13 protein-coding genes are annotated in these 20,303 nt (G+C 60.4%); 7 read left to right on the top strand and 6 right to left on the bottom strand.

The genetic code is table 11. The annotated features are described in order from the left end of the window. Window positions 1-122 precede the first annotated feature (122 nt). The 3 genes from AC6FTP_RS13975 to AC6FTP_RS13965 form a co-directional block, all read right to left on the bottom strand. Complete coding sequence (locus AC6FTP_RS13975; protein WP_497207530.1) at window positions 123-380, bottom strand: hypothetical protein; 258 nt, start codon at window positions 378-380, stop codon at window positions 123-125. 460 nt (window positions 381-840) lie between these two features. Further along, window positions 841-1,293 carry an IS200/IS605 family transposase gene (gene tnpA, locus AC6FTP_RS13970; RefSeq protein WP_497207531.1) on the bottom strand — a complete coding sequence of 151 codons (453 nt, stop codon included), beginning with the start codon at window positions 1,291-1,293 and terminating at the stop codon, window positions 841-843. Window positions 1,294-1,944: 651 nt separating this feature from the next. Beyond that, a complete protein-coding gene (locus tag AC6FTP_RS13965; RefSeq protein WP_497207529.1) occupies window positions 1,945-3,075 on the bottom strand; it encodes a hypothetical protein in 1,131 nt (376 codons plus the stop codon). A gap of 1,188 nt (window positions 3,076-4,263) precedes the next feature. Between AC6FTP_RS13965 and AC6FTP_RS13960 the strand changes: the two genes are divergently transcribed. Both AC6FTP_RS13960 and AC6FTP_RS13955 read left to right on the top strand, forming a co-directional pair. Beyond that, window positions 4,264-4,971: a cysteine peptidase family C39 domain-containing protein gene (locus tag AC6FTP_RS13960; RefSeq protein WP_497207528.1), complete on the top strand. Its 708-nt coding sequence runs from the start codon at window positions 4,264-4,266 to the stop codon at window positions 4,969-4,971. A gap of 427 nt (window positions 4,972-5,398) precedes the next feature. After that, complete coding sequence (locus AC6FTP_RS13955; protein WP_497207527.1) at window positions 5,399-5,626, top strand: hypothetical protein; 228 nt, start codon at window positions 5,399-5,401, stop codon at window positions 5,624-5,626. A gap of 174 nt (window positions 5,627-5,800) precedes the next feature. Here AC6FTP_RS13955 and AC6FTP_RS13950 read toward each other — a convergent pair whose 3' ends face one another. Further along, window positions 5,801-7,519, bottom strand: coding sequence for a DUF4407 domain-containing protein (locus AC6FTP_RS13950; protein ID WP_497207526.1), 1,719 nt, complete (start codon window positions 7,517-7,519; stop codon window positions 5,801-5,803). 384 nt (window positions 7,520-7,903) lie between these two features. Here AC6FTP_RS13950 and AC6FTP_RS13945 point away from each other — a divergent pair, with 384 nt between their 5' ends. From AC6FTP_RS13945 to tadA, 4 genes are all read left to right on the top strand, one after another. After that, window positions 7,904-9,172: a cation:proton antiporter gene (locus tag AC6FTP_RS13945; RefSeq protein ID WP_497207525.1), complete on the top strand. Its 1,269-nt coding sequence runs from the start codon at window positions 7,904-7,906 to the stop codon at window positions 9,170-9,172. Between the two features lie 89 nt (window positions 9,173-9,261). Continuing rightward, on the top strand, window positions 9,262-9,579 hold the full coding sequence (locus tag AC6FTP_RS13940; protein ID WP_497207524.1) for a hypothetical protein: 318 nt from the start codon (window positions 9,262-9,264) through the stop codon (window positions 9,577-9,579). Between the two features lie 88 nt (window positions 9,580-9,667). Then, on the top strand, window positions 9,668-11,506 hold the full coding sequence (locus AC6FTP_RS13935) for a hypothetical protein (protein WP_497207523.1): 1,839 nt from the start codon (window positions 9,668-9,670) through the stop codon (window positions 11,504-11,506). Between the two features lie 46 nt (window positions 11,507-11,552). Next, window positions 11,553-12,119, top strand: coding sequence for a tRNA adenosine(34) deaminase TadA (gene tadA, locus AC6FTP_RS13930; protein WP_497207522.1), 567 nt, complete (start codon window positions 11,553-11,555; stop codon window positions 12,117-12,119). Window positions 12,120-12,179: 60 nt separating this feature from the next. Here the strand turns inward: tadA and smc are convergent, their stop codons facing one another. Continuing rightward, window positions 12,180-16,073 (bottom strand): chromosome segregation protein SMC, encoded by a 3,894-nt coding sequence (smc, locus tag AC6FTP_RS13925; protein WP_497207521.1) that lies wholly within the window; start codon window positions 16,071-16,073, stop codon window positions 12,180-12,182. Window positions 16,074-16,244: 171 nt separating this feature from the next. After that, complete coding sequence (trpE, locus tag AC6FTP_RS13920) at window positions 16,245-17,756, bottom strand: anthranilate synthase component I (protein ID WP_497207520.1); 1,512 nt, start codon at window positions 17,754-17,756, stop codon at window positions 16,245-16,247. A 125-nt stretch (window positions 17,757-17,881) separates the two neighbouring features. Here trpE and purL point away from each other — a divergent pair, with 125 nt between their 5' ends. Then, window positions 17,882-20,272 carry a phosphoribosylformylglycinamidine synthase subunit PurL gene (purL, locus tag AC6FTP_RS13915; protein WP_497207519.1) on the top strand — a complete coding sequence of 797 codons (2,391 nt, stop codon included), beginning with the start codon at window positions 17,882-17,884 and terminating at the stop codon, window positions 20,270-20,272. Window positions 20,273-20,303 lie beyond the last annotated feature (31 nt).

Below are 20,303 nucleotides of genomic sequence, written 5' to 3'. Positions count from 1 at the left end.
CTGCGCACACGACCGCGTGCGTCCCGTTTCAAAATCGTGATTTGGTTGTCCATAACGTGGGACATCCCTGACTCCCCACGCGCCCCGTTCCAACCGCGTTCCTATGGGCGTTACGGTGACGCTTACAGCTGATCATGCTCCAACTGGGCAAAGGCAGCTTCCTCAAAGCCATACAGTGCCTCTGTATCGGCGGATGATGGGAGGCCCGTCTCATCCTTCGGGGTGTAGTTCAGTATGAGGTAAACCTGAAACGGATAGTCTGAATGGCCTGGCGTGACGGCGGGCGTCTCGTTCTTCCGGAAATACCAAACGACCGGCGAATCAGGTTTCGTGAACTCCTTCAGAACCCAGCAGTCTTCAGTCTCGGGAGTGGCGCTCATTGGTTCGGCGAACAATTCAGATCATTCACAGATCGTGAGGTGTGTCCGCGGCTTTATCGCCCACGGATGGGTTGTCTGAGTACGGGTTTGGGCGCTCATGAGTGTCGGTTTACCTTCCCAGGCCGTAATGAGGCAATCAAAATGTGGGTTTTGTCAGGCAGAGCAGCGGAAATCTCATGGGTGACTCTTCCATAGCCCCTGGGCCAGGGTTGAAGAGGCGTCGTCCCCTCACCCTGGCCCTCTCCCCGGAACAAAACCCTGGAGGTCACGAGATGCGCCACCGGGGCGAGGGAGCCGGAACTCTGATCCCTCTCCCCGCTGCGGAGGTGTTTCGTCGTGACGTGTCCAAGCCAGGGCCAACGGCCTCACCCATACCAGCCTGGGCCATCGGCCCAGGGACACCGGCATCACGACCCAGATGAGACCGAGGGCTGAAAGCCCGACCCATGCACGCTGCACCTCAATCCCACACATACGCCTCGTCATACGTCACGCCATATTTGGTCAAGAATGCCCGAAACTCCTCCTCGAAGGTTCGTGTTCGGTGGTGCTCTTCCTGACCGTCGATGTAGGTGGTCAGCGCCATCAGATCCGAAGGACCGACGGAGAAGCAACCATAGCCTCGCTGCCAGGAAAAACCCGCCAGCCCTGCTTCCTGAGTCTTGAGCCACTTCGACGACGAGGTCTTCAGCGTCTCCACCAGTTCCGCGACGGTCAACGTCCGCGAAAGCCGGATCGCCAGATGCACGTGATCCGCCACGCCACCCACGCGGTAGGCCTCACAGCCCGCGTTCCGCGCCACCGTGGCGAGGTAGGCATGGAGCTTCGGGAGCACCGTCGGGCTGAGAAGGGGCGCGCGATCCTTCGTGCTGAAGATGACGTGGATGATGACGAGGCTCAGGGACTGCGGAATGGCGCTGCGAGCATAGGACGGGCTTTCAGCCCTCTGCCAGACAAATTCGCTCCTCACGCGCGTGTCCTGGGCCGTTGGCCCAGGCTGGTATGAGACGGGCGCTTTGGCCCTGAGAGCCTCACGGCGGTTGATGCCGCACGCCGCCCTGTTCCGGGACGGATGTCATCCCTGATACCGCGCTTCGCCCTTTTCCGAGACAGGCTGGGGCCAACGGCCTCACCCATACCAGCCTGGGCCATCGGCCCAGGGACGCAGCACGCCTCGTCGCCCGCCCACCCATACGCCTTGTCATACGTGACGTTGTCGTTGGTTCGGGTTGGGTTTCTCCACGGGCGGAGGGTCATCATGTCTCCCGCGTGTCGTGGCACCCATCCACTTGGCTGTGACCTATCACACGCGACTGCCTCCATCCGATACCTTCCCAACAAAAAAGCGGAGCGGCCCCAACCCAGGACCGCTCCGCCTACCTGTTACGACCACGCCGGGAACCACCCGGCAATACAACCTGTTACTTATACCTAATGTTCCGTGCTGGAGTCAGGGCCGGCGCGGAAATCTGTCCATCGGAGCTGCCCACAGCCTCCGGGAAAATGTTTGAGGGGCGCTTCATGAAGAGTTCGTCATTCGTGATTCGGATTTCGTCATTCCCCCTCATGCGCCGACCACCTTCGTCACCGTCGGTGAGGGGGCGGCCTCGCCGCCCGCATTTGCCGCCACCACATAGACGCTGATGGTGGTGCCAGGTGTCAGATCCTTGATCGTATAGTCCAGATCATCGTCGTTGATCAGGTGGCGGAAGTCCGCGTCCACACCGTCGATCTTGATGAAGATCCGGTAATACGAGGCACGGCGGCCAGCGGTCCATGACAGCGCCTCCCTGCCCGTGCCTGCCGACGACATCGTCAGGCTGCCTACCGCCTCCGGCGGATTGGGATGCGCCGGGATGTTCAGGCCAAAAGCCTCCCAGCGCGGATCATCCGCCGCCAGCAGGCCGCCGAGTTCCGCCGTCGTGCCGGACACCTCCAGAAAGAGCGCGCGCTGATCCGCATCCCGCAGATTCTTGCAGGTCTCCTGGTCCGTCTCCTTCGTGTTCACCAGGGTGAAGGCTGCCTGAAAGGTGGCCCCCAGCGCCAGCGCGGCCGCCGCTGTCACGGCCAGGGGCGGTCCGCTGGGCTGGGGGAGAGTGGCCTCATGGCCCGCATTGGCCGCGAGATAGGAGCGCATCGCCGCGAGCAGCGTTTGGCGCTCCCCGTGGTTTTCAGGCACGCGCAGGTTTTGGGTGAAGCCCGCCGCTCCCCAGCCCGCATTGTGCGTGCTGCCATGCACGTTTTTGAGCACATCCCGGTAGGCCGTGAGCAGCTTCTTCACGTCGGTGTCACTCAGCACCTTCAGCGCTGAGCGGGCATCGCGGGCCGCGTCCTCGCACATTTTAAAGACGAGCTGGCTGCCCTTGTTCGCATTGCTCCCCGGCGCAGCCGCAGGGTCGCCCTCCAGTTTCAGGATGGCCGCATTCAAAGTGGCATCCGTGTGATGATGCAGGCCGATGACCGCCTGCAACGCTGCCGCACCGCCGCGCTGGTCCTTGGCCAGCGCCAGCAGAGGTTTTAATGATCCGGGTGTTTCATTCATGGTGTTTCCTTTCTTCTTACCTGACGTAGCGCCGGTGACTGGCGCATCATTCAAATAACCGGGATCTCCCGGCTCAAGTACATAGGACGGGTCCGACCATCGGGCGTTCACGTCGCCCCATTTCGTTCCGTCATCCCAGCGGAGCCCCCTCATGGCGGCTCCCTCCTTCTCAGGGGAAAAGGCGGTTCCAGTGATCTCCGAGCCCTGAATCTGAGGCTCAGAGTCCGCCCCCGGAGACTCCCAGTGCGCGATCCGAGGCTCAGATTCCGCGCCTGGAGGCTCCCAGTGCCCGATCTGAGGCTCGGATTCCGCCCCCGGAGGCTCCCAGTGCGCGATCTGAGGCTCAGATTCCGTCCCCGGAGACTCCCAGTGCGCGATCCGAGGCTCCGTTGCTGGCAGAGTGAAGGCACTCGGCGGATCAGAAAAAGCCGAAGAGCCGCTTCGGCACCGGAGAGGTGGCATCTGGCACAACGAACTTCAGAACCCCCAGCCACCAGCCATGCCGCGCCCCTGCGGGTGGAGCGGCGTCCTGCCCGTGACATCGAGAGTTCCGTGAGGTTCATCCGCGTTGCCCTTCCCGCCGGGTTGGTGGCGGGAATTAATTGGATTTATATCATCACTCGTTCGCCGGGGTCGAGAAAAAATGTGAGGTGAGAGAGAAAATCACTGGTTAGCCCACCTCCGAAAAGGAAAGACCGCACTCCTCTGAAGCCTCGGAGAAGCGAAAGGCAATAGCCCACGGATTCATCCGTGGGGCAAGGCAGGCACGACGCTCCGAGAGACCGAGCCCCGGCAGGGACGAAAGAGCATTGCGGGAGGATCCGGATCACACTTCCCCGCCCGAATGCGCGATGGCGGGCGAAGATGCGGCATAAGGGACTGCGGTGTGTTCTTTCGTCCCTGCCGGGACTCTCAGCGATGCGCGGATCATGCCCGAGCCTACCCACGGATGAATCCGTGGGCTATTCCCTGCCGCCTCTCTGAGGCTCCAGAGCCAGCCAAGGATACAGGGTTGCCCTGACCTTGGATGAAAACCTTCAGACTGAAGGCAAACGGGACAATCCCCACATTTCACCCGTCCCAGCCGGACATCCCCCCACATTTCGTCTTGCGGGTCGTGAACCTCGGGGATTAAAACCTTTTCATGATTCTTTCGACCCATGCCTTAGCCATTCATTCCTCGGATCTAAAGCTGGTGGCAGCATTGGCAGGTCGATGAGTGAACCATCCTATCTCCCGTCGCTGCACGCATCCCATGAATCTTGTTGGTATCATCCCGTCGCGCTCAGTCTCGTGGCTTTCGGATTGACTTACATTTGGCTTCGTCAGCGCTCGCTCAAAATGCGCCTTGCTGCTGCCTGCGTTTTCGTCGTTCTGGCTGCGCCTTCTTTCCTGTTCACCTTTTATTACGCCCACCTTCTGCCGGAGCGCGTCTGGTTTTACACGCTCCGCTCGTGGCAGTGGAGTGATTTCCTCGTGCTATTCCTCGGCTGTGCTGGCGGCGCACTTGCCACGTTGCTGCGTCAGAGTTTGTTCAACCTGCCCTGGCTCGCCACGGTGGCCTTTGGGGTCGTCCCACATCTCAAGCCTCTGATTGGCCCCCTCCCTGATTCGGACTTTCAGGAGCGCTGGAAGGGCGATGCCTGCCTCCAGAGCACGCCATCCACCTGCGGTCCCGCCAGCGTCACCACCATTCTCCGGCACCTCGGAGTCGAGAGTTCTGAGCGTGCTACGGCGCGTGCGGCTTTCAGCTACTCAGGCGGCACGGAGGCGTGGTATCTGGCGCGCTACGTCCGCAGCAGAGGCTTGGTGCCACGCTTTGACTTCCAGCGGACCTTCACCCCGGCGGTTGGGTTTCCGGCTCTTGTGGGCGTCCGCCTTATCGGTTTCGGCCATTTTATCGCCGTGCTGGATATTCGAGATGACCAAGTGACGTTTGCCGACCCGTTGTATGGCGCTGAACGCCTCCCTCTCGCGCAATTCCTCAGCCGGTATCAATTTACCGGGTTCCACATGGTAGTTTCAAAAGGCGGGATGTCAGAAAGGTAAACCCTTCTGAAGCCTCGGAGAGGCGAAAGGCAATAGCCCACGGATTCATCCGTGGGGCAACACGGGCACGACGCTCAGAGAGACAGAGTCCCGGTAGGGACGAAAGAGCATCGCGGGAGGTGCCGGATCACACTTCCCCGCCCGAATGCGCGATGGCGGGCGAAGATGCGGCATGAGGTACTGCGGTGCCTTCTTTCGTCCCTGCCGGGACTCTTGACGATGGGGATATGTCGCCCCACCTACCCACGGATGAATCCGTGGGCTATTCCCTGCCGCCTCTCCGAGGCTGAGAAGCACCCTGCGGATGATCGGTGACACCATCCCCCTCGTGCGGCTATTACCTGCCGCTTCTCCGAGGCTCAGAAGCAAAACCTCCATTTCATTACTCGCGAAAAAACGATCATTTGAGAGCGTTCCACGAACCCTCATGACCTACCTCGAATTCAAGACCACCCTTCAGCGCCATCTTGAGCTTCATGCCGGTGGGGCGACTTGGAATGAACTGCGGGACACGTTGATGCTGCCTTATGAGCGCCCCTGCCCGGAATGGACGCGTCGGCTGGAAAAGGAGATCGGGCTGGTCCGGCGCAAGGGCAGCGGGCGGAGTCTTTGCTGGACGCTGCATCGACTTCAGCAAGCCGAAGAGCGGGCCTGAAACGACCTGCCGCTGAAAGCTCCATGCGCCTTCAGCTATCGAGACGCTGCGGAATGAATTCCGTGCTCACCCGCCCATCGCGCTTCACACACTCATCCATCATTCCACCCATCCAACAATCCCCGCCCCCGAGTTTCAAACTCGGGGCACCAGTGTACGAGTTGAAAACTCGTTCTACGCCCTCGCACTCACGGGGGTGTGGTGGCCGGCGTCGTCGCGGAAGAAGGACTCCATGCGCTCGCGCATGTCGGCGTAGAACTGGGCGGCCATTTCTTCGAGCATCTCGGCTTTGGCACCGACGCCTTGGGCGACGACGCGCTCGCGCTCGAGGCGGATCTTTTCCTGGAAGGTCTGCTCCAGCTCCATGAGGTGCTCCAGGAAGGCTTTCGCGGCACGGCTGCGGTCCACGCCTTCGATGAGGGCGCGCTCCAGCGGGCGGTTTTGCGTGATGTGGAGGAAGGGGCTGTCCACGAGCTGCTTCATGTAGCGATCGAAGCCTTTGATGAAGGCGAGACGCTCGCGGGAGAACTTCACTTCTTCGCAGTCGAGCAGGCAGTCGTAGGGGCCGGGCTTGGAGAAGAACTTCACGACGAGCGGGATGGTGTCCACGAGCATGAAGAGGAGGGAAAGCACGGCGTAGGCGATGAGGGCGAACTGGCCGCCCTCGGCGTCATTCTGAAAGAGGCTGTGCAGAGCTTTGGTCTGCGCCATGATGTCCCGACGTGGCTCGGCGCGGATCGCTGCGATGCGAGTTTCTTCATCACTGGCTAGGCGGGTGACTTCTTCATGGAGGCCTTTGAGCTGGAGGAGCAGGGCGTCGATCTGCGCTTTGAGCGTCTCGCGAATGGCGTTTTGCTGGCCGACGAAGGCATCTGCCTGCTGCTGCTGGACCTGACGGCGGAGGCCGTCGATGCGGTCCTTCTCGGCTTTGATCTTGAGGGCTTCCTCAGCGGCTTTGGAGTCGAGCGCGGCGTTCACGCCGTCTTCGGCGGCTTTGATTTCGGCGACTAGCACGACGCGGTTCTTCGTCATGGTGTCCAGGAGGCCGCTGAGGCGCGCTGACTCGGCGCGGCGCCAGGTGAGCTGGTCCTCCATGATGCTCTTGGCACGCGGTCCGAGGCCGATGATGCCGCTGCGCTGGCCATTGACCTCGCGCTCAAACTCGGTCTGCCACTGGTTCAGCTCTCCGGCGATCTTTTGGTAGTCGGTGCTGATCTTCGCCATCTCTTTGTCGAGGGTTTCGAGGCGCAGTTTCCCTGGCGCGACGGCTTCGGCGATCTTGGCGTCGCGCTCGGCCTTGGCTTTCTTCTCGTCGTCGGTGAGCGGCTTCTCGATGGGCTTGCCGTTCTCATCGAGGAACTTGGCGTTGAAGCTGGCATTCCAGGATTCGCGCTGCGTGGCGATCTCGGTCTCCAAGGTCTTCACGCGGACTTCGACGAGGGCCTTTTGTGCGACGGCTTCCTTGCGCACGGTGTCGATCTCGACCTCGCGCTCTTTTTCGATCACGGAGGTGATGGTGTCTTTAAAGAGAAGCAGGGTGAGCGGATGCGAGATGGTGATGCCCATGAGCGCGGCAACGACCATGCGCAGCCCGAACTGGGACATCTTGCGGAAGATGTTTTGATAAGCGCGGTAGGTGGCGAGGAGGGCGCGGTCCACCGTGAGGATGATGAAGGACCAGACGAGCGAGACGGTGCCGATGACGAACCAGTTGTCCGTCAGTGTGGAGATGGCGTAGGCGCAGGCGATGATCGCAAACGTGGATGGCACGAGCACGGTGGCACCGAAGGCGACGTATTTGCGTCGCTCCCAGGCCGGGCAGGCGTCGAGGTTATCGGAGCTGGCTCCAGCGAGCCAGAAGAAGACGCGTTCCAGACGGTCGAGGGTGCTCATGGTAAAGAAGGCGGGGGGAATAGCCTGCCCGTGAGAGTGTGGTTTTCCCGGTGTCTGTCAATCGCCTTGAACCGAGTAATGCATCCATGATGATGGCAGACTGAACACGCAAGCCTTCAATCGGCAGCATCTAGCGGAACTCTGCCCGTGATGCCGACTCGCGATGAATGACATCACGAGAGTCTATTATTCTTTTCGAATCAGCATGGGATGAAAGGCGCTCAAGTTTCACTACACTAGCGTCTCGGCCTGATGCCCACACAGAACGACGGAGGGCGACAGTTGGTGGATTGTTTCCCAAACCAGCCTGCCCTCTTCTTTACCAAACGCCTCTTAACCACCGACAGTCACCCTTTCCTTTTAACTTCACCCCTCCCCTGCCCCATGACCAACCTGCAACTCGCCATCCAGTTCTTTCTTCAGCTCGGCATCATTCTGATCGTGTGTCGCATCGTCGGCATCATCGCGGCACGTTTCGGGCAGCCGCAGGTCGTGGCGGAAATGATCGCCGGGGTGTGCATGGGGCCGTCGTTGCTGGGATTGTTTGTGCCTGAGTGGAGCGAGGCCTTGTTTCCGAAGGAGTCCATGAAAGTACTCTTCCCCGTCTCGCAGCTCGGGCTGGCGCTGTACATGTTTATCGTCGGTCTGGAGTTCCGCATGGATATCGTGAGGAAGCGCTTCGGCAGTTCGGTGGCGGTTTCTTTGGCGGGCATGGCGGCGCCGTTCGCGCTCGGTGCGGCGGTGGGCTGGTATTTCCATGAGCATACGGAGCTGTTTCCAAAAGCGACCTCGCTGAACAACGCGATGATCTTCATGGGTGCCTCCATGTGCATCACGGCCTTTCCCATGCTCGCGCGCATCATTCATTTCAAAGGGCTGGCGGGAACAACGATGGGCACCGTGGCCATCGGCGCGGGTGCCATTGATGACGCTGCCGCCTGGGGCATGCTGGCCGTGGTGCTGGCCAGCTTTAATGGCGACTTTTCCCATGCGGTGCTCAGCATCGGCGGCGGTGCTGGCTATGTGGCGCTCGCCCTGCTGGTCATCCGCCCCATCCTCGCGCGCTATGCCGCTGGCATCGAGGCACGTGGCAAGGTAAGCGACGGCGAATATGCCTTCTTCCTCTCCCTCATGTGCTTCGGTGCCTGGTGGACGGATTACATCGAGCTGCATGCCGTCTTCGGTGCCTTCATCATGGGTGCAGCCATGCCACGTGGTATCGTGAACCGCACGCTCATCGAGCGCACCCAGCCGCTCGCTGTGGCGCTGATCCTGCCACTGTTCTTCACCTACTCCGGTCTGAACACCCGTCTCGGCCTGCTAAATACCGGCTATCTGTGGCTGCTCTGCGGAGCTGTGCTGGCTGCAGCGATCCTGGGCAAAGGCGGAGCCTGCTGGGCCGCCGCCCGTGCCACAGGCATCTCGAACAAAGAAGCCATGGGCATCGGCGTACTGATGAACGCACGCGGCCTGATGGAGCTGATCATCATCAACATCGGCCTGCAAAAGGGCATCATCTCCGCCGAGATCTTTGCCATGCTCGCGATCATGGCCGTGATCACGACCTTGATGGCATCCCCCATCTTCGAGCGCCTGGTCGGCACCGGCACCTTCAAGGCCGAAGGCGAGCCTGAACCGGGAACGGAAATCTAAACTCAGGAAGAGGCGAGAGGGACGGTGAAAAACTTCCCTTGCATCCTCAGCGCCAGCGCCTTTGATCGGCGCTGTTCGTTTGCTCCCCCATGGCTTTAGAAATGCAGCGCCACCCCTGTGGCATCATCTACACCACGCAATTCGCCGACTACCTGCACAGCAGGCAGCAGGCGGAGGAGAGCCGGCATCCAGGCGAGTTGTTGTCACTGGAGTATGTGCATTGTTCCGAGGGGGAAAAGGCAGGCTCCTCCTGGCTCCGCCTCGACTGGACCTCCCTCATCACCGTGCCGTCCGTGCAAAAAGTCGAGATCGGTCAGACGCCTGTCTCCATTCACCGTCAAAGCCTGCGTGGGCTGAAGAATCGCCTGCTGCATTGTGTGAACGGCGAAGTTCTCGTGAAACAGTGAGGCATGAATCGGCGGCAAAGAACCGCCTTGAGTGTTGAGACTCTGATCGGCTGCGTCTATTCTGCCCGCCCCAACCACCGACCGCGCAGTGCTTTTCAGCCAGAACATCGACCCCAACCAGGCCGGCAAACCGAAGCCGTTCATCCTGCTGCGTCCCATCATCACCGCCTGGCAGTGGCTTGTGCCCCCCACGCAGGCGCATCGCGACCGCCAGTCCACCACAGCGCGCATCGTCGCCATCAGCAGCCTCATTGCCGTCTGCGGCACGGTCATCGTGCTGGGTTTCATCTATGCCAAACCCATCCAGGACAAATACCAGGACTGGCAGGCCGAAAAGCTCTACGAGGAGGCGCTCGAACACACCAACGACAAAAACTACAAGGCCGGCTGGGACAAGGTGAGGAAGGCCATTCAGATCGCCCCGGATAACATCAATGCCATTCGTCTCAGTGCCGAATACCTCACCGCACTCAAGCAGCCGGAGTCACTGTATTTCCTCGATCAACTGGACAGACGCGGCGTCACCAAAGAGAGCGACCGCGTCCTGCGTGTGCGCGCCCTGATGACTCTGCAAAGACCCAAGGAGGCATCTGAACTTCTCGAAGAAATGCTCAACAAACAGATGCCCACAGAGACGCTCATGAAGCTCGCCGAGCAAGTCTGGGGCAAGAGTGAGAAGGACGCCATGCTCACCAAGTCCATGAGCAACTACGCCGCCAAGCATCCCGATGATCGCGAGCACGCTTTGCGCCTCTCCCGCGTCCAGATCGCCTCCCAGAAGCCGCTCGAAGTCAACAAAGGTCTCCGCCGTGCCTGGGCAGTCGCCGAAAGCGAAGATGATCTGAGTCTGAAGGCTCTCGAACTTATCGACACAGCCTCCGATCTGCCGCCGGACGAGTCCATGAAGCTCATCCAGCGGCTCCGCAATCATCCGAAAGCGGGCGGCTGGCATCTCGTCTCGGCCTTGCGCCGTCAGGTGAAAATCGACCCGTTGCGTCGTGATGCGCTGATCCTTGAAGCCGTCACACTCGCCAACGGACGCTCACGTGAAGAGCTTGTGCCGCTCTTCCGCTGGCTCATCGAACCTCCTCAAAATGAGTATCTCAAAGCACTGTCCCTCGTCACCGAAGACGAAGCCGTCGCCTACCAGCCTCTCCTGGAAAACTATCTGACCGCACTCACCGCATTGCGTCGGTATTCAGATCTCGAGAGGTTGGTCGGCGACAAACGAGTTGCCGCCATCCTCAATCAGACCCTCCTTGCTTTCTACCGGGCCCACCTCGCCTACGTAACGAATAAAACCCCCGAGGAAACACGTGCAGCCCTGATCAGCGCCAAGAATGCCTCCGACATCGAAAGCCGCGCCGATCTGCTTCAACGCATCGCCACCTACGCTGAAGAACGCGGGCACTTCGACATCGCTGAAGAAGCCTTTCGTTCTGTGGCGATGAATCCTGAGCATGAACGCATCGGATTTGACGGACTCATCCGCATGACCAAGAGCAACGGCAACACGGAAGGGCTGCTTGCCTCGGCTGGTGAGGCAGTCCGCCGCTGGCCTGATGACAGCCGTTATCAGGAAGACTTTCTTTATGCCAATCTGCTCACTGGGCGCGATGTCGAACTCGCACTCTTCCAGGTCCAGAAGTTGCATGAACTCCAACCCAAGGATTACCAGCGCCAACTCTTCGTCGCCCTCGCCCACTGGCGGATGCGCGACATGAATGCCGCCACTCATTTTCTCAATGGCATGGATTTGAGCAACAATCACCTCACACCGGGCCAGCAGGCCGTCTATGCCGCCATCGCTCGTGACAGCATTGCTGAGAATGCCGTCGATGTCGCCAGACATGTGCTCCGGGACATCGATCCCACCGCACGCATGCTGCCGGAAGAACGACTCTGCTTTGCCAAGGCGGCTCGTTGATCACCTTCCTCTTGCAGAGGCGCGGGCACACTCACATCGTCAGCCGATGTCTGATCTCCTCCCCGATGAGCCCCCGATGATCCTGAATCTCGACGAGCACTACATGCGCGAAGCCCTGCGCATGGCGCGCAAAGCCGCGCGACTCGACGAGGTCCCCATCGGTGCCGTCATCGTGCATGAAGGCCGCGTGATCGGACGAGCCTGGAATCAGGTGGAAACGCTCAAAGATGCCACCGCTCACGCCGAGATGCTCGCACTGACTCAGGCCGAGAGCGCTCTGGATGACTGGCGACTCGCGGAATGTGATCTCTACGTGACCAAAGAGCCCTGCCCGATGTGCGCGGGTGCCATCGTCCACTGTCGCGTGAGGCGCGTCATCTTCGGCTGCCCCGATGCCAAAGGCGGTGCCGCCGGTGGCTTCTGGAATCTGCTGCAAGCACCCAACCTCAACCACCGCTGCGAAATCAGTTCCGGAGTACTCGGCGACGAATGCGTGAGCGTGCTCAAAGAGTTTTTCGCCGAAGCCCGCCGTCGCAAAGCCGATGGCATCGCTCACAAAAAAGGAGCTGGAGTCAGCGGTGAATCTTCGGTGCCGCTCTTCGACGGACCTTGATTCGCAGGCACAAAAAAGCGAGCACCGGAAATCCGATGCCCGCTTGAATATCATTGGGTTTTATGAGGCAAGCACTGGCTCTTCACCCGACTCGCCCTCACTGGCAGGCTCGACCTCCTCACTGATGATCATCTCCGGCGGTGTGGTGTCGCGGTGATGACCTTCATCGGCAGCGGCTTCGGCTTCGAGGCGCAGTTCTTCCTGCTTCGATGGCTTCAGGTCGGCGCTCGTCATGCGCACGCCGACGGGCTTGCTGATGCCGAACTCCTGCATCGTCACGCCATAGATCACATCCGCGCGGCCCATGGTACGCTTGTTGTGGGTGACGATGATGAACTGTGAGTTGTCGATGAAATTGTCCAGCATCTTGAGGAAGCGGGAGATGTTCGATTCATCGAGAGGAGCATCAAGCTCATCGAGAACGCAGAACGGACTCGGCTTCACCTGGAAGATGGAGAAGAGCAGCGCCACCGCGGTCATGCTGCGCTCGCCACCAGAAAGCAGGGTGATGGTTTGCAGCTTCTTGCCCGGCGGCTTGGCGATGATGTCGATGCCAGACTCGAGCGGATCGCCTTCGTCGATGAGCATGAGGTCGGCTTTTGCGGTGGGGCCGAAGAGCTCGACGAAGTTCTTTTGGAAGTTGAGACGCACCTGATTGAAGGTCTCGGAGAACATGGTCTTCGTGGTCTCGTTGATCTTCGCGATGACTTCCAGCAGCTCTTCCTTCGAGCGGACGAGGTCGTTGTACTGAGTGTCGAGGAAGTTGTGCCGCTCTTCGAGCTCTTCGAACTCCTGAATGGCATCCAAATTCACCGGACCGATGCTTTCGAGCCTTTGACGTAGATCACCGACGATGCTCGTGACGAAGTCCCAATCGGGTTGGCCTTCTTCACCCGGGATGGTGATGTCATCGACGTCGATTTCTTCATCGTCAGCATTGATGGTGACGGGTTGGTCAGACGAGTCGGACTGGTCAGACGTTTCTGACGATTCTGGAGCTACCACCTCAGCCTTCTTGCCACGACTACGGTTCCGCTTCTGCTCATCAATAGTGAGCATGAGCGCATGGTAGTCGGGCTCAAAGGCGCTGATGTGGAAGTTGTAGCGCTCCTGCACTTGGCTGATGAGATTTTCGAGACGCAGATCCACACGCGTGAGCTGCACTTCGATACGGTTGCGGCTCTCGCTCAAACCCTGCGCTTGCTGACGAAGATTCACGAGCTGGCTTTCGAGGGCATTCACACGCTCAAAGGCAGCGGCGCGCTCTTCGGTGCGACCTTGCAGATGCTCTTCGATGCTGGCGATGGCGCCGCGCTGGGACTCGACCTGCTCCTGGAAGCGGGCGTTTTCCGCCATGCTCTGCTCGATGCGACCACGCCATGCGGCGATCTCGTTTTCGAAGCGGTGGATGCTGGCCTGCAACTCATGCAAACGGCTGGCCATCGGCGCTTTTTGACGCTCGATGGAATGCAGTGAGTTCTGCTCCAGAGCGAGCGCGCTGCGGAGTTCGTTGAGGCGCTCGGAGGATTCGAGTTCGCGGCGGAGGAAGGCCTCCATCTCGACTTCGAGTTGCTGCTCGTGCTCGCGTGCTCCGTCGAGCTGCTCGCGGGTGACTTTCGCCTCTTCCTGCTGCCATTGGATCTGCGCCTCGGCGGCCTGCATTCGGCTGGAGATCTGGTTTTGGTCCCACTCGACGCTTTCGAGTTTCGTCACGGCTTGTTGAAGCGCGCGCTGCACCACAGTGACCTGACCGGTGAGCTGGGAATACTCTTCGCGAGTGCGTTGGGATTGCTCGCGCAGAGTCACTTCCTCACGCTGCATGTCTTCAAACTGCACGCGCAGTTGCTCGGCAGCGTCTTCTTTTTCGAGGAGCTGGTATTCGAGACCTTCGAGCTCGGCCTTGAGCGTGCGCACCTCGGCCTCGCGGCGCAATGTGGACGCGCCTTCTTCCTTCGTGGCACCACCGTGGATCATGCCGTCGGCAGCGACGAATTCGCCCTTCATTGTAGCGATGGCGATGTCACGCATCGTGCGCTTCATGCGCAGCGCTGTGTGCAGATCTTCGACGATGAGCACGTTGCCGAGCAGGCGGTCGGTGATGTCTTGCACGCCGGGTTTGGCGCGCACCTTTTCAATCGCCCACGCGATGCCGCCCTCGGGCACGAACTGGCGATCCGGCAGCGGACGCATGGTGGCAAAGTCCGTCGGCAGCAGGGCCGCTTTGCCGAGCTTTTGGTCCGCGAGACGGTCGAGGATCTGGCCGGCGAGTTCGCTGTCTGTCAGCAGCACCGCTTGCAAATGGTCGCGAAGCGCCGCTTCGATGGCGGTGATGAATTGAGGCTCGACTTCGATGGATGAGGCGAGGATGCCACGCACGCCGACGGAGAAGACTTCGGGGTTGTCGATGCCCTTGAGCACTTGCTGCGTGCCTTCGGCGAGGCCTTCGCCTTTTTGCAGGAGCTGCTCGATGATCTCCATGCGACTACGGCGCTGGGTGACGCTGCGTTGGAGGGCGTTCAGCTCCTCCATGAGAGCGTCGCGCTGGCGGCGTTTTTCGATGATGTCGCGGGCGCAAGTCTTGGCGCGCTCTTCGAGGTCGTTGCGAGTCTGCTCCAGCTCCGCGATCATCTGCTGGAGGTGGTCAAACTCGACTTGGCTGGATGCCTTCGCATGGGCAGCGTTTTGCAGATCGTGGGCCAGTGTTTCGTGGCGCTGGCGATCATTGCTGATCTGATTCGTCAGACTTTGCGCGCGGGATTCAGCTCCAGCGATCTGGCCTTCGAACTGACGGATCATCTCACGCACAGCGCGGCGATCTTCATCAAGACGGCTGCGATCAGGCACGATGCTATTATGCACGGTTAGGTGCTCATTGAGAGCCATCTGGCGTGTCTCGATGGTCGCGCGTAGAAGGTCCATCTGCTCGTCTGCCGTGAGGAGATCGCGGCGCTGCTGATCGAGTGTCTCACGTCCGATCTCAATCTGCTCTTCGTTCTGACGGATTCGGTGGATCAACTCCTCGTTGCGCTCATTATTGAAACCGATACGGCCTTCCGCGCTCTGCACCTGACTGCGGAACTCGCTGATCTGGCCGCGCAGTTGGTTGATCTGAGATTCGATGCTGTGGTAGGCCTCACGCGTTTCGAGCGCCTCGTGCTCGGCAGTTTGCAGTCGTGCCTGCACTTGATCGAGCTGCTCGGTCATCATGCGCACATGGTTGTCAGACTCGGCCTTTTCGGCGCTGTAGTCGGTGTAATGCTTGTGCGCGAGATGGGTGTCCAGCATCCGCGCATCATCGAGCAGGACTTGATAGCGCTTCGCCTTGGCGGCCTGCCTTTGCAGCGAGCCCATCTGGCGCTTCACTTCGGCGATGACGTCCTGCACGCGCAGGAGGTTGGCTTCCGTGTATTCGAGTTTGCGCAGAGCTTCGCGCTTCTGGCCTTTGAACTTGGTGATGCCCGCCGCTTCTTCGAAAACAGTGCGGCGATCTTCAGGCTTCGAGCTGAGCAGGAGATCGATCTGGCCCTGAGCCATGATCGAGTAGGCGGAGCGCCCGATGCCTGTGCCGGAGAAGAGATCGTGGATATCTTTGAGACGGCAGACGGTGTTGTTCAGCCGATACTCGCTGCGTCCATCGCGGAACACGCGGCGGCAGATGGCGACTTCGTTGTAGTCCACATTCAGTGCATGCTCGCAGTCCGCCATGACGAGCACGACCTCCGCCATACCGACGGGCTTGCGCTTGTCCGTGCCATTGAAAATGACGTCTGCCATTTCCTCACCGCGCAGCGCTTTGGCCGAAGTCTCGCCGAGCACCCAGCGGATGGCATCGACGACATTCGACTTGCCGCAGCCATTCGGCCCGACGATGCCGGTCACGCCTTTGTGGAATTCGAAGTTCGTCTTGTCGGCGAAGGACTTGAAGCCGTGGATGGTGAGGGTTTTGAGATACATAGCGGCAGGAAAGATTGAAGCCGATCATGAAACGCTATCCGCCTGAACCCCGGCAAGCGAGAAGGCTATTTTTTACCCTATCTTGGGGTTGGTTAAGATGTCCGAAACAAGATGTGGGATTTTTCAAACCCCGCCTCGTGTGAATAAAGAGCGGGGCTGTGAACAAGGAGGCTAGGCACCGAGCTGACGTGCCCACTCAATGGCTCGCAGCATCCCAGTGGCTTTATTGACCGTCTCCTGATACTCGGAAGCAGGATCGGAGTCGGCGACGACGCCCGCGCCAGCTTGCACATAGGCTTTGCCGTCTTTCACCACACAGGTGCGCAAAGCGATGCAGGAGTCGAGATTGCCATCGAAGCCGTAGTAGCCCACGGCTCCGGCATAGGCACAGCGCTTGCTCTTTTCCACCTCGTTGATGATGGACATGGCACGCACCTTCGGGCTGCCGCTGACGGTCCCGGCGGGGAAGGTGGCGCGCATGACGTCGTAGGCGTTTTTGTCGGCGTTGAGCTGGCCTTCGACGTTGCTGACGATGTGCATGACGTGGCTGTAGCGCTCGATGATCATGAGGTCGGTGACTTTCACGGTGCCGTATTCGGCGACGCGGCCGACATCGTTGCGGGCGAGATCGACGAGCATGATGTGCTCCGCGCGTTCCTTCGGATCGGCGAGCAGTTCGGCAGCGAGAGCATCGTCCTCGGCCTTCGTTTTGCCTCTCCAGCGCGTGCCGGCGATGGGGCGGATCTCGATCTTGCCGTCGAGGCATTTCACATGCACCTCGGGCGAGCTGCCGACGAGCGAGAAGCCGCCCGGCAGGTCCATGCTAAACATGTAGGGCGAAGGATTCACATGCCGCAGCGCGCGAAAGAGGTCGATGGTGGTGCCGGTGTAGTCGGTCTCGAAGCGCTGCGATGGCACGCCCTGGAAGATGTCACCTGCGCCGATGTACTCCTTCATCTTGGTGACCATGCCTTCGTATTCGGCGCGCGTGGTGTTGCTGACCGGCGGCGGAAGCTGGTCGTTCTTCACCGGGGCGAAGGTTTGCAAAGGCTTCACGGCGAGTGGCTGCGAGAGCTTCGTGATGAGCGTCTCGATCTGCGCTTTCGCCCAGTCGTAGGCGGCTTCCAGCGTGGCGTGCTCGTCCGTGTGGACGTTGGCCACCAGCATGAGACGGCGGGTGCGGTGGTCGAAGATGAGGACGGTGTCCGTGACCATGAAAACCATGTCCGGCAGTCCGAGTTCATCCTTCGGCGGCGCGGGGAGGGTCGGCTCGAAGAAGCGGACCATGTCGTAGGCCAGGTAGCCGACGGCACCGCCATGGAAGACGGGGATGTGCGCCACTTCGGCGGGCTTGTAGGGCAGCATGATCTGGCGCAGCTCTTCCAGCGGGTCGGTCGTGGTGGTGAATCGGCGTGTCTTGCCGCGCTCTTCGACTTCGATCTCTTTGCCACGAGCGGTGAAGATGAGACGCGGAGAACTGCCGAGCAGGGAGTAGCGGCCCGAGTGCTGGGTCAGCTCGGCGGATTCTAAAAGGAAGGCGCAGCGGCCGTCGTGGATTTTTTGGAAGGCGGACAGCGGCGTCTCGTAATCAGCGGCCAGTTCCGCCATCACCGGGACGAGGTTTCCCGTGGCCGCGAGCTTGCGGAAGGCATCAAAATCAGGCTGGAGATGGAGCTGGGGCATGGCGGGAGCGGGCGGAAAGGAGCGCGGAGATTGGATGCGAATGCCTGTGCGGGCAAGTTGCCGTGTGCGGTCTGTTGAACCTCCCGGTTGACGCCTTGCCGATACTCTTCAAAAGCAGAGTCTCCATGTCTGACCGCGCCGTTTTCCGCACCATCCCTGTCCGCGAACTCCTTGCTGACCAGCTTCTCGATCTCTCGAAGAAGATGAAGCTCTCGCTCTCCAAAGCCGACATGCTGGTCGTGCAGCAGATCTTCAATGACGAAGGCCGCGACCCGACAGATGTCGAGCTGGAGGTCATCGCCCAGACCTGGTCAGAGCACTGCAAGCACCGCATTTTTAATGCGAAGATCTATCACACGCTCAATGGCGAGCAGGAAGTGGTGGACAGCCTTTTCAAGACCTACATCCGCGCCGTCACGGAGAAGATCATGGCCGACAAGCCCGACTTCGTGCTCAGCGCCTTCGTCGATAACGCGGGCTTCGTTAAGCTCGATGACGACAAGGCCGTGTGCCTCAAAGTCGAAACGCACAATCACCCCAGCGCCATCGAACCCTACGCCGGAGCCAATACCGGCCTCGGCGGCGTGATCCGCGACATCCTCGGCGCAGGCAAAGGCTCCAAGCCCGTCGCCTCCATCGACGTCTTCTGCTTCGGCCCACCGGACACCAAGCAGGAAGATCTGAAGGCCAAAGACGTGATCCATCCGCTCGGCATCATGCGTGGCGTGGTCCGTGGCGTGCGTGATTACGGCAACCGCATGGGCATTCCCACGGTGAATGGCGCGATCCAGTTCGACGACACCTTCATTTACAATCCCCTCGTCTTCTGCGGCACCGCCGGGATCATCCCGATCAAGGACATCGCCAAGGAAGTGAAGCCTGGCCAGCTCCTCATCGCGGCGGGCGGTCGCACGGGCAAAGACGGCCTCAAAGGTGCGACTTTCTCCTCCGCCGAACTCACCACCGACTCCCACGAAGAAGACCAGACCGCCGTCCAGATCGGCAATCCCATCGAGGAAAAGAAGGTCGCCGACTTCGTGCTCGCCGCTCGTGAGGCAGGCTTGATCGAATTCATCACCGACTGCGGCGCGGGCGGCTTCTCCAGCGCGGCTGGCGAGATGCTCAGCGAGGTCGGCGGCGAGGTTTATCTCCACCATTGCCCGCTGAAAGAGCCCGGCCTGGAAAGTTGGCAGGTCTTCATCTCCGAGTCTCAGGAGCGCATGGTCATGTCCATCGATGAGCACAATCTCCCAGCGCTCCAAGCCATCGCCGACAAGTGGCAGAGCGAGATCTTTGTGCTCGCCAAAGCCGATGGCAACAAGCGCCTCCGCGTCTTCCATTACGACAGCATCGTCTGCGATCTGCCTGTCGATAAACTCCACGGCGCGCCACGTCGCGAGATGCGCGCCCACTGGCGTCAACCTGCCGCCATCGCGCCGAAGGTCGCCGTTCGTCCGGAATCCTGGACGCAGGTGCTCAAGACCTTGCTCGCCGACTTCGCCATCGTTTCGCGTGAGCCAATCATCCGCGAGTACGACCACGAAGTGCAGGGCAACACGGTGCTAAAACCTCTCGCCGGTGCGACGGGCGATGCTCCACAAGATGGCAGCGTCATCAAGGTCGATGGCTCGAAGCAACTCGTCGCTCTCGCCTGTGCCTTGCTCCCTGAGTGGGGCAAAAACGATCCGCACTCCATGGGCCGCGCCTGTGTCGATGAGTGTGTGCGTCAGCTCGTCGCCATGGGAGCCAACCCGCAGCGCATCGCCATCCTCGACAACTTCTGCATGGGCAATCCCGACGCTGAGAAGGAACTCGGAGCCCTCGTGGAATGCACGAAAGGCATGGCCGAAGCCGCCATCGCGTATGGTGCGCCGTTCGTGTCCGGCAAGGACAGCTTCTACAACTACTTCATCACCGAAGACGGCCCCGTCTCCATCCCCGTCACCTTGCTCGTCAGCGGCTTCGGCATCATCGAAGACGCCAAGCACGTCGTCGGTGCCTCGCTGCGCCGCTCGGGTAGCAAGATCTGCGTCATCGGCAACACCACGCCCGGTCTCCGTGGCAGCGTCTTCGCCAAATACACCAAGGGCGCAGGCATCGATGGTGCCCCGACCTGGAGCGACAGCGCCGCCTGGGCCAGCTACGAGAAGTATCATGAGCTGATCAAGCAAGGTGCCGTGCTCTCCTGCCACGACCTCAGCGAAGGCGGTCTCGCCGTCGCTCTGGCCGAGTTCGCCTTCAGTGGCAAAGCCGGCCTCAAAGTCGAACTGGAAAATCTGCCTGCGGCCAAAGATTGCACCACCGCCGAGCTTCTCTTTGGCGAAACGCCTGGACGCCTCCTCCTCGAAGTCGCCCCCGAGCACCTCGCCGCTGCCAGAGCCGCCGGAGCCGTCGTCATCGGTGAATCGACCAATGACAAATACCTCAACATCACTCTGCGTGGCAGCACGCTCATCGACGCCGCCATCGGCGATCTGAAGCCGATCTGGCAGGGTGGTCTGGTGCCTTATTATTGAGGTAGAACGACTTTGAAAGTCGTAAGCTGGT

Source organism: Prosthecobacter sp., assembly GCF_044378005.1.
Lineage (GTDB): Bacteria > Verrucomicrobiota > Verrucomicrobiia > Verrucomicrobiales > Verrucomicrobiaceae > Prosthecobacter.
This window is presented reverse-complemented; position numbering and strand designations above follow the sequence as displayed.

Bases quoted from the DNA above. Each gene is read 5' to 3' on its own strand.
- AC6FTP_RS13950 (WP_497207526.1), bottom strand. From the start codon at position 7,519: ATGAGCACCCTCGACCGTCTGGAACGCGTCTTCTTCTGGCTCGCTGGA.
- smc (WP_497207521.1), bottom strand. From the start codon at position 16,073: ATGTATCTCAAAACCCTCACCATCCACGGCTTCAAGTCCTTCGCCGAC.
- AC6FTP_RS13975 (WP_497207530.1), bottom strand. From the start codon at position 380: ATGAGCGCCACTCCCGAGACTGAAGACTGCTGGGTTCTGAAGGAGTTC.
- AC6FTP_RS13960 (WP_497207528.1), top strand. From the start codon at position 4,264: ATGCGCCTTGCTGCTGCCTGCGTTTTCGTCGTTCTGGCTGCGCCTTCT.
- AC6FTP_RS13965 (WP_497207529.1), bottom strand. From the start codon at position 3,075: ATGAGGGGGCTCCGCTGGGATGACGGAACGAAATGGGGCGACGTGAAC.
- AC6FTP_RS13945 (WP_497207525.1), top strand. From the start codon at position 7,904: ATGACCAACCTGCAACTCGCCATCCAGTTCTTTCTTCAGCTCGGCATC.
- tadA (WP_497207522.1), top strand. From the start codon at position 11,553: ATGTCTGATCTCCTCCCCGATGAGCCCCCGATGATCCTGAATCTCGAC.
- trpE (WP_497207520.1), bottom strand. From the start codon at position 17,756: ATGCCCCAGCTCCATCTCCAGCCTGATTTTGATGCCTTCCGCAAGCTC.
- AC6FTP_RS13940 (WP_497207524.1), top strand. From the start codon at position 9,262: ATGGCTTTAGAAATGCAGCGCCACCCCTGTGGCATCATCTACACCACG.
- AC6FTP_RS13955 (WP_497207527.1), top strand. From the start codon at position 5,399: ATGACCTACCTCGAATTCAAGACCACCCTTCAGCGCCATCTTGAGCTT.
- purL (WP_497207519.1), top strand. From the start codon at position 17,882: ATGTCTGACCGCGCCGTTTTCCGCACCATCCCTGTCCGCGAACTCCTT.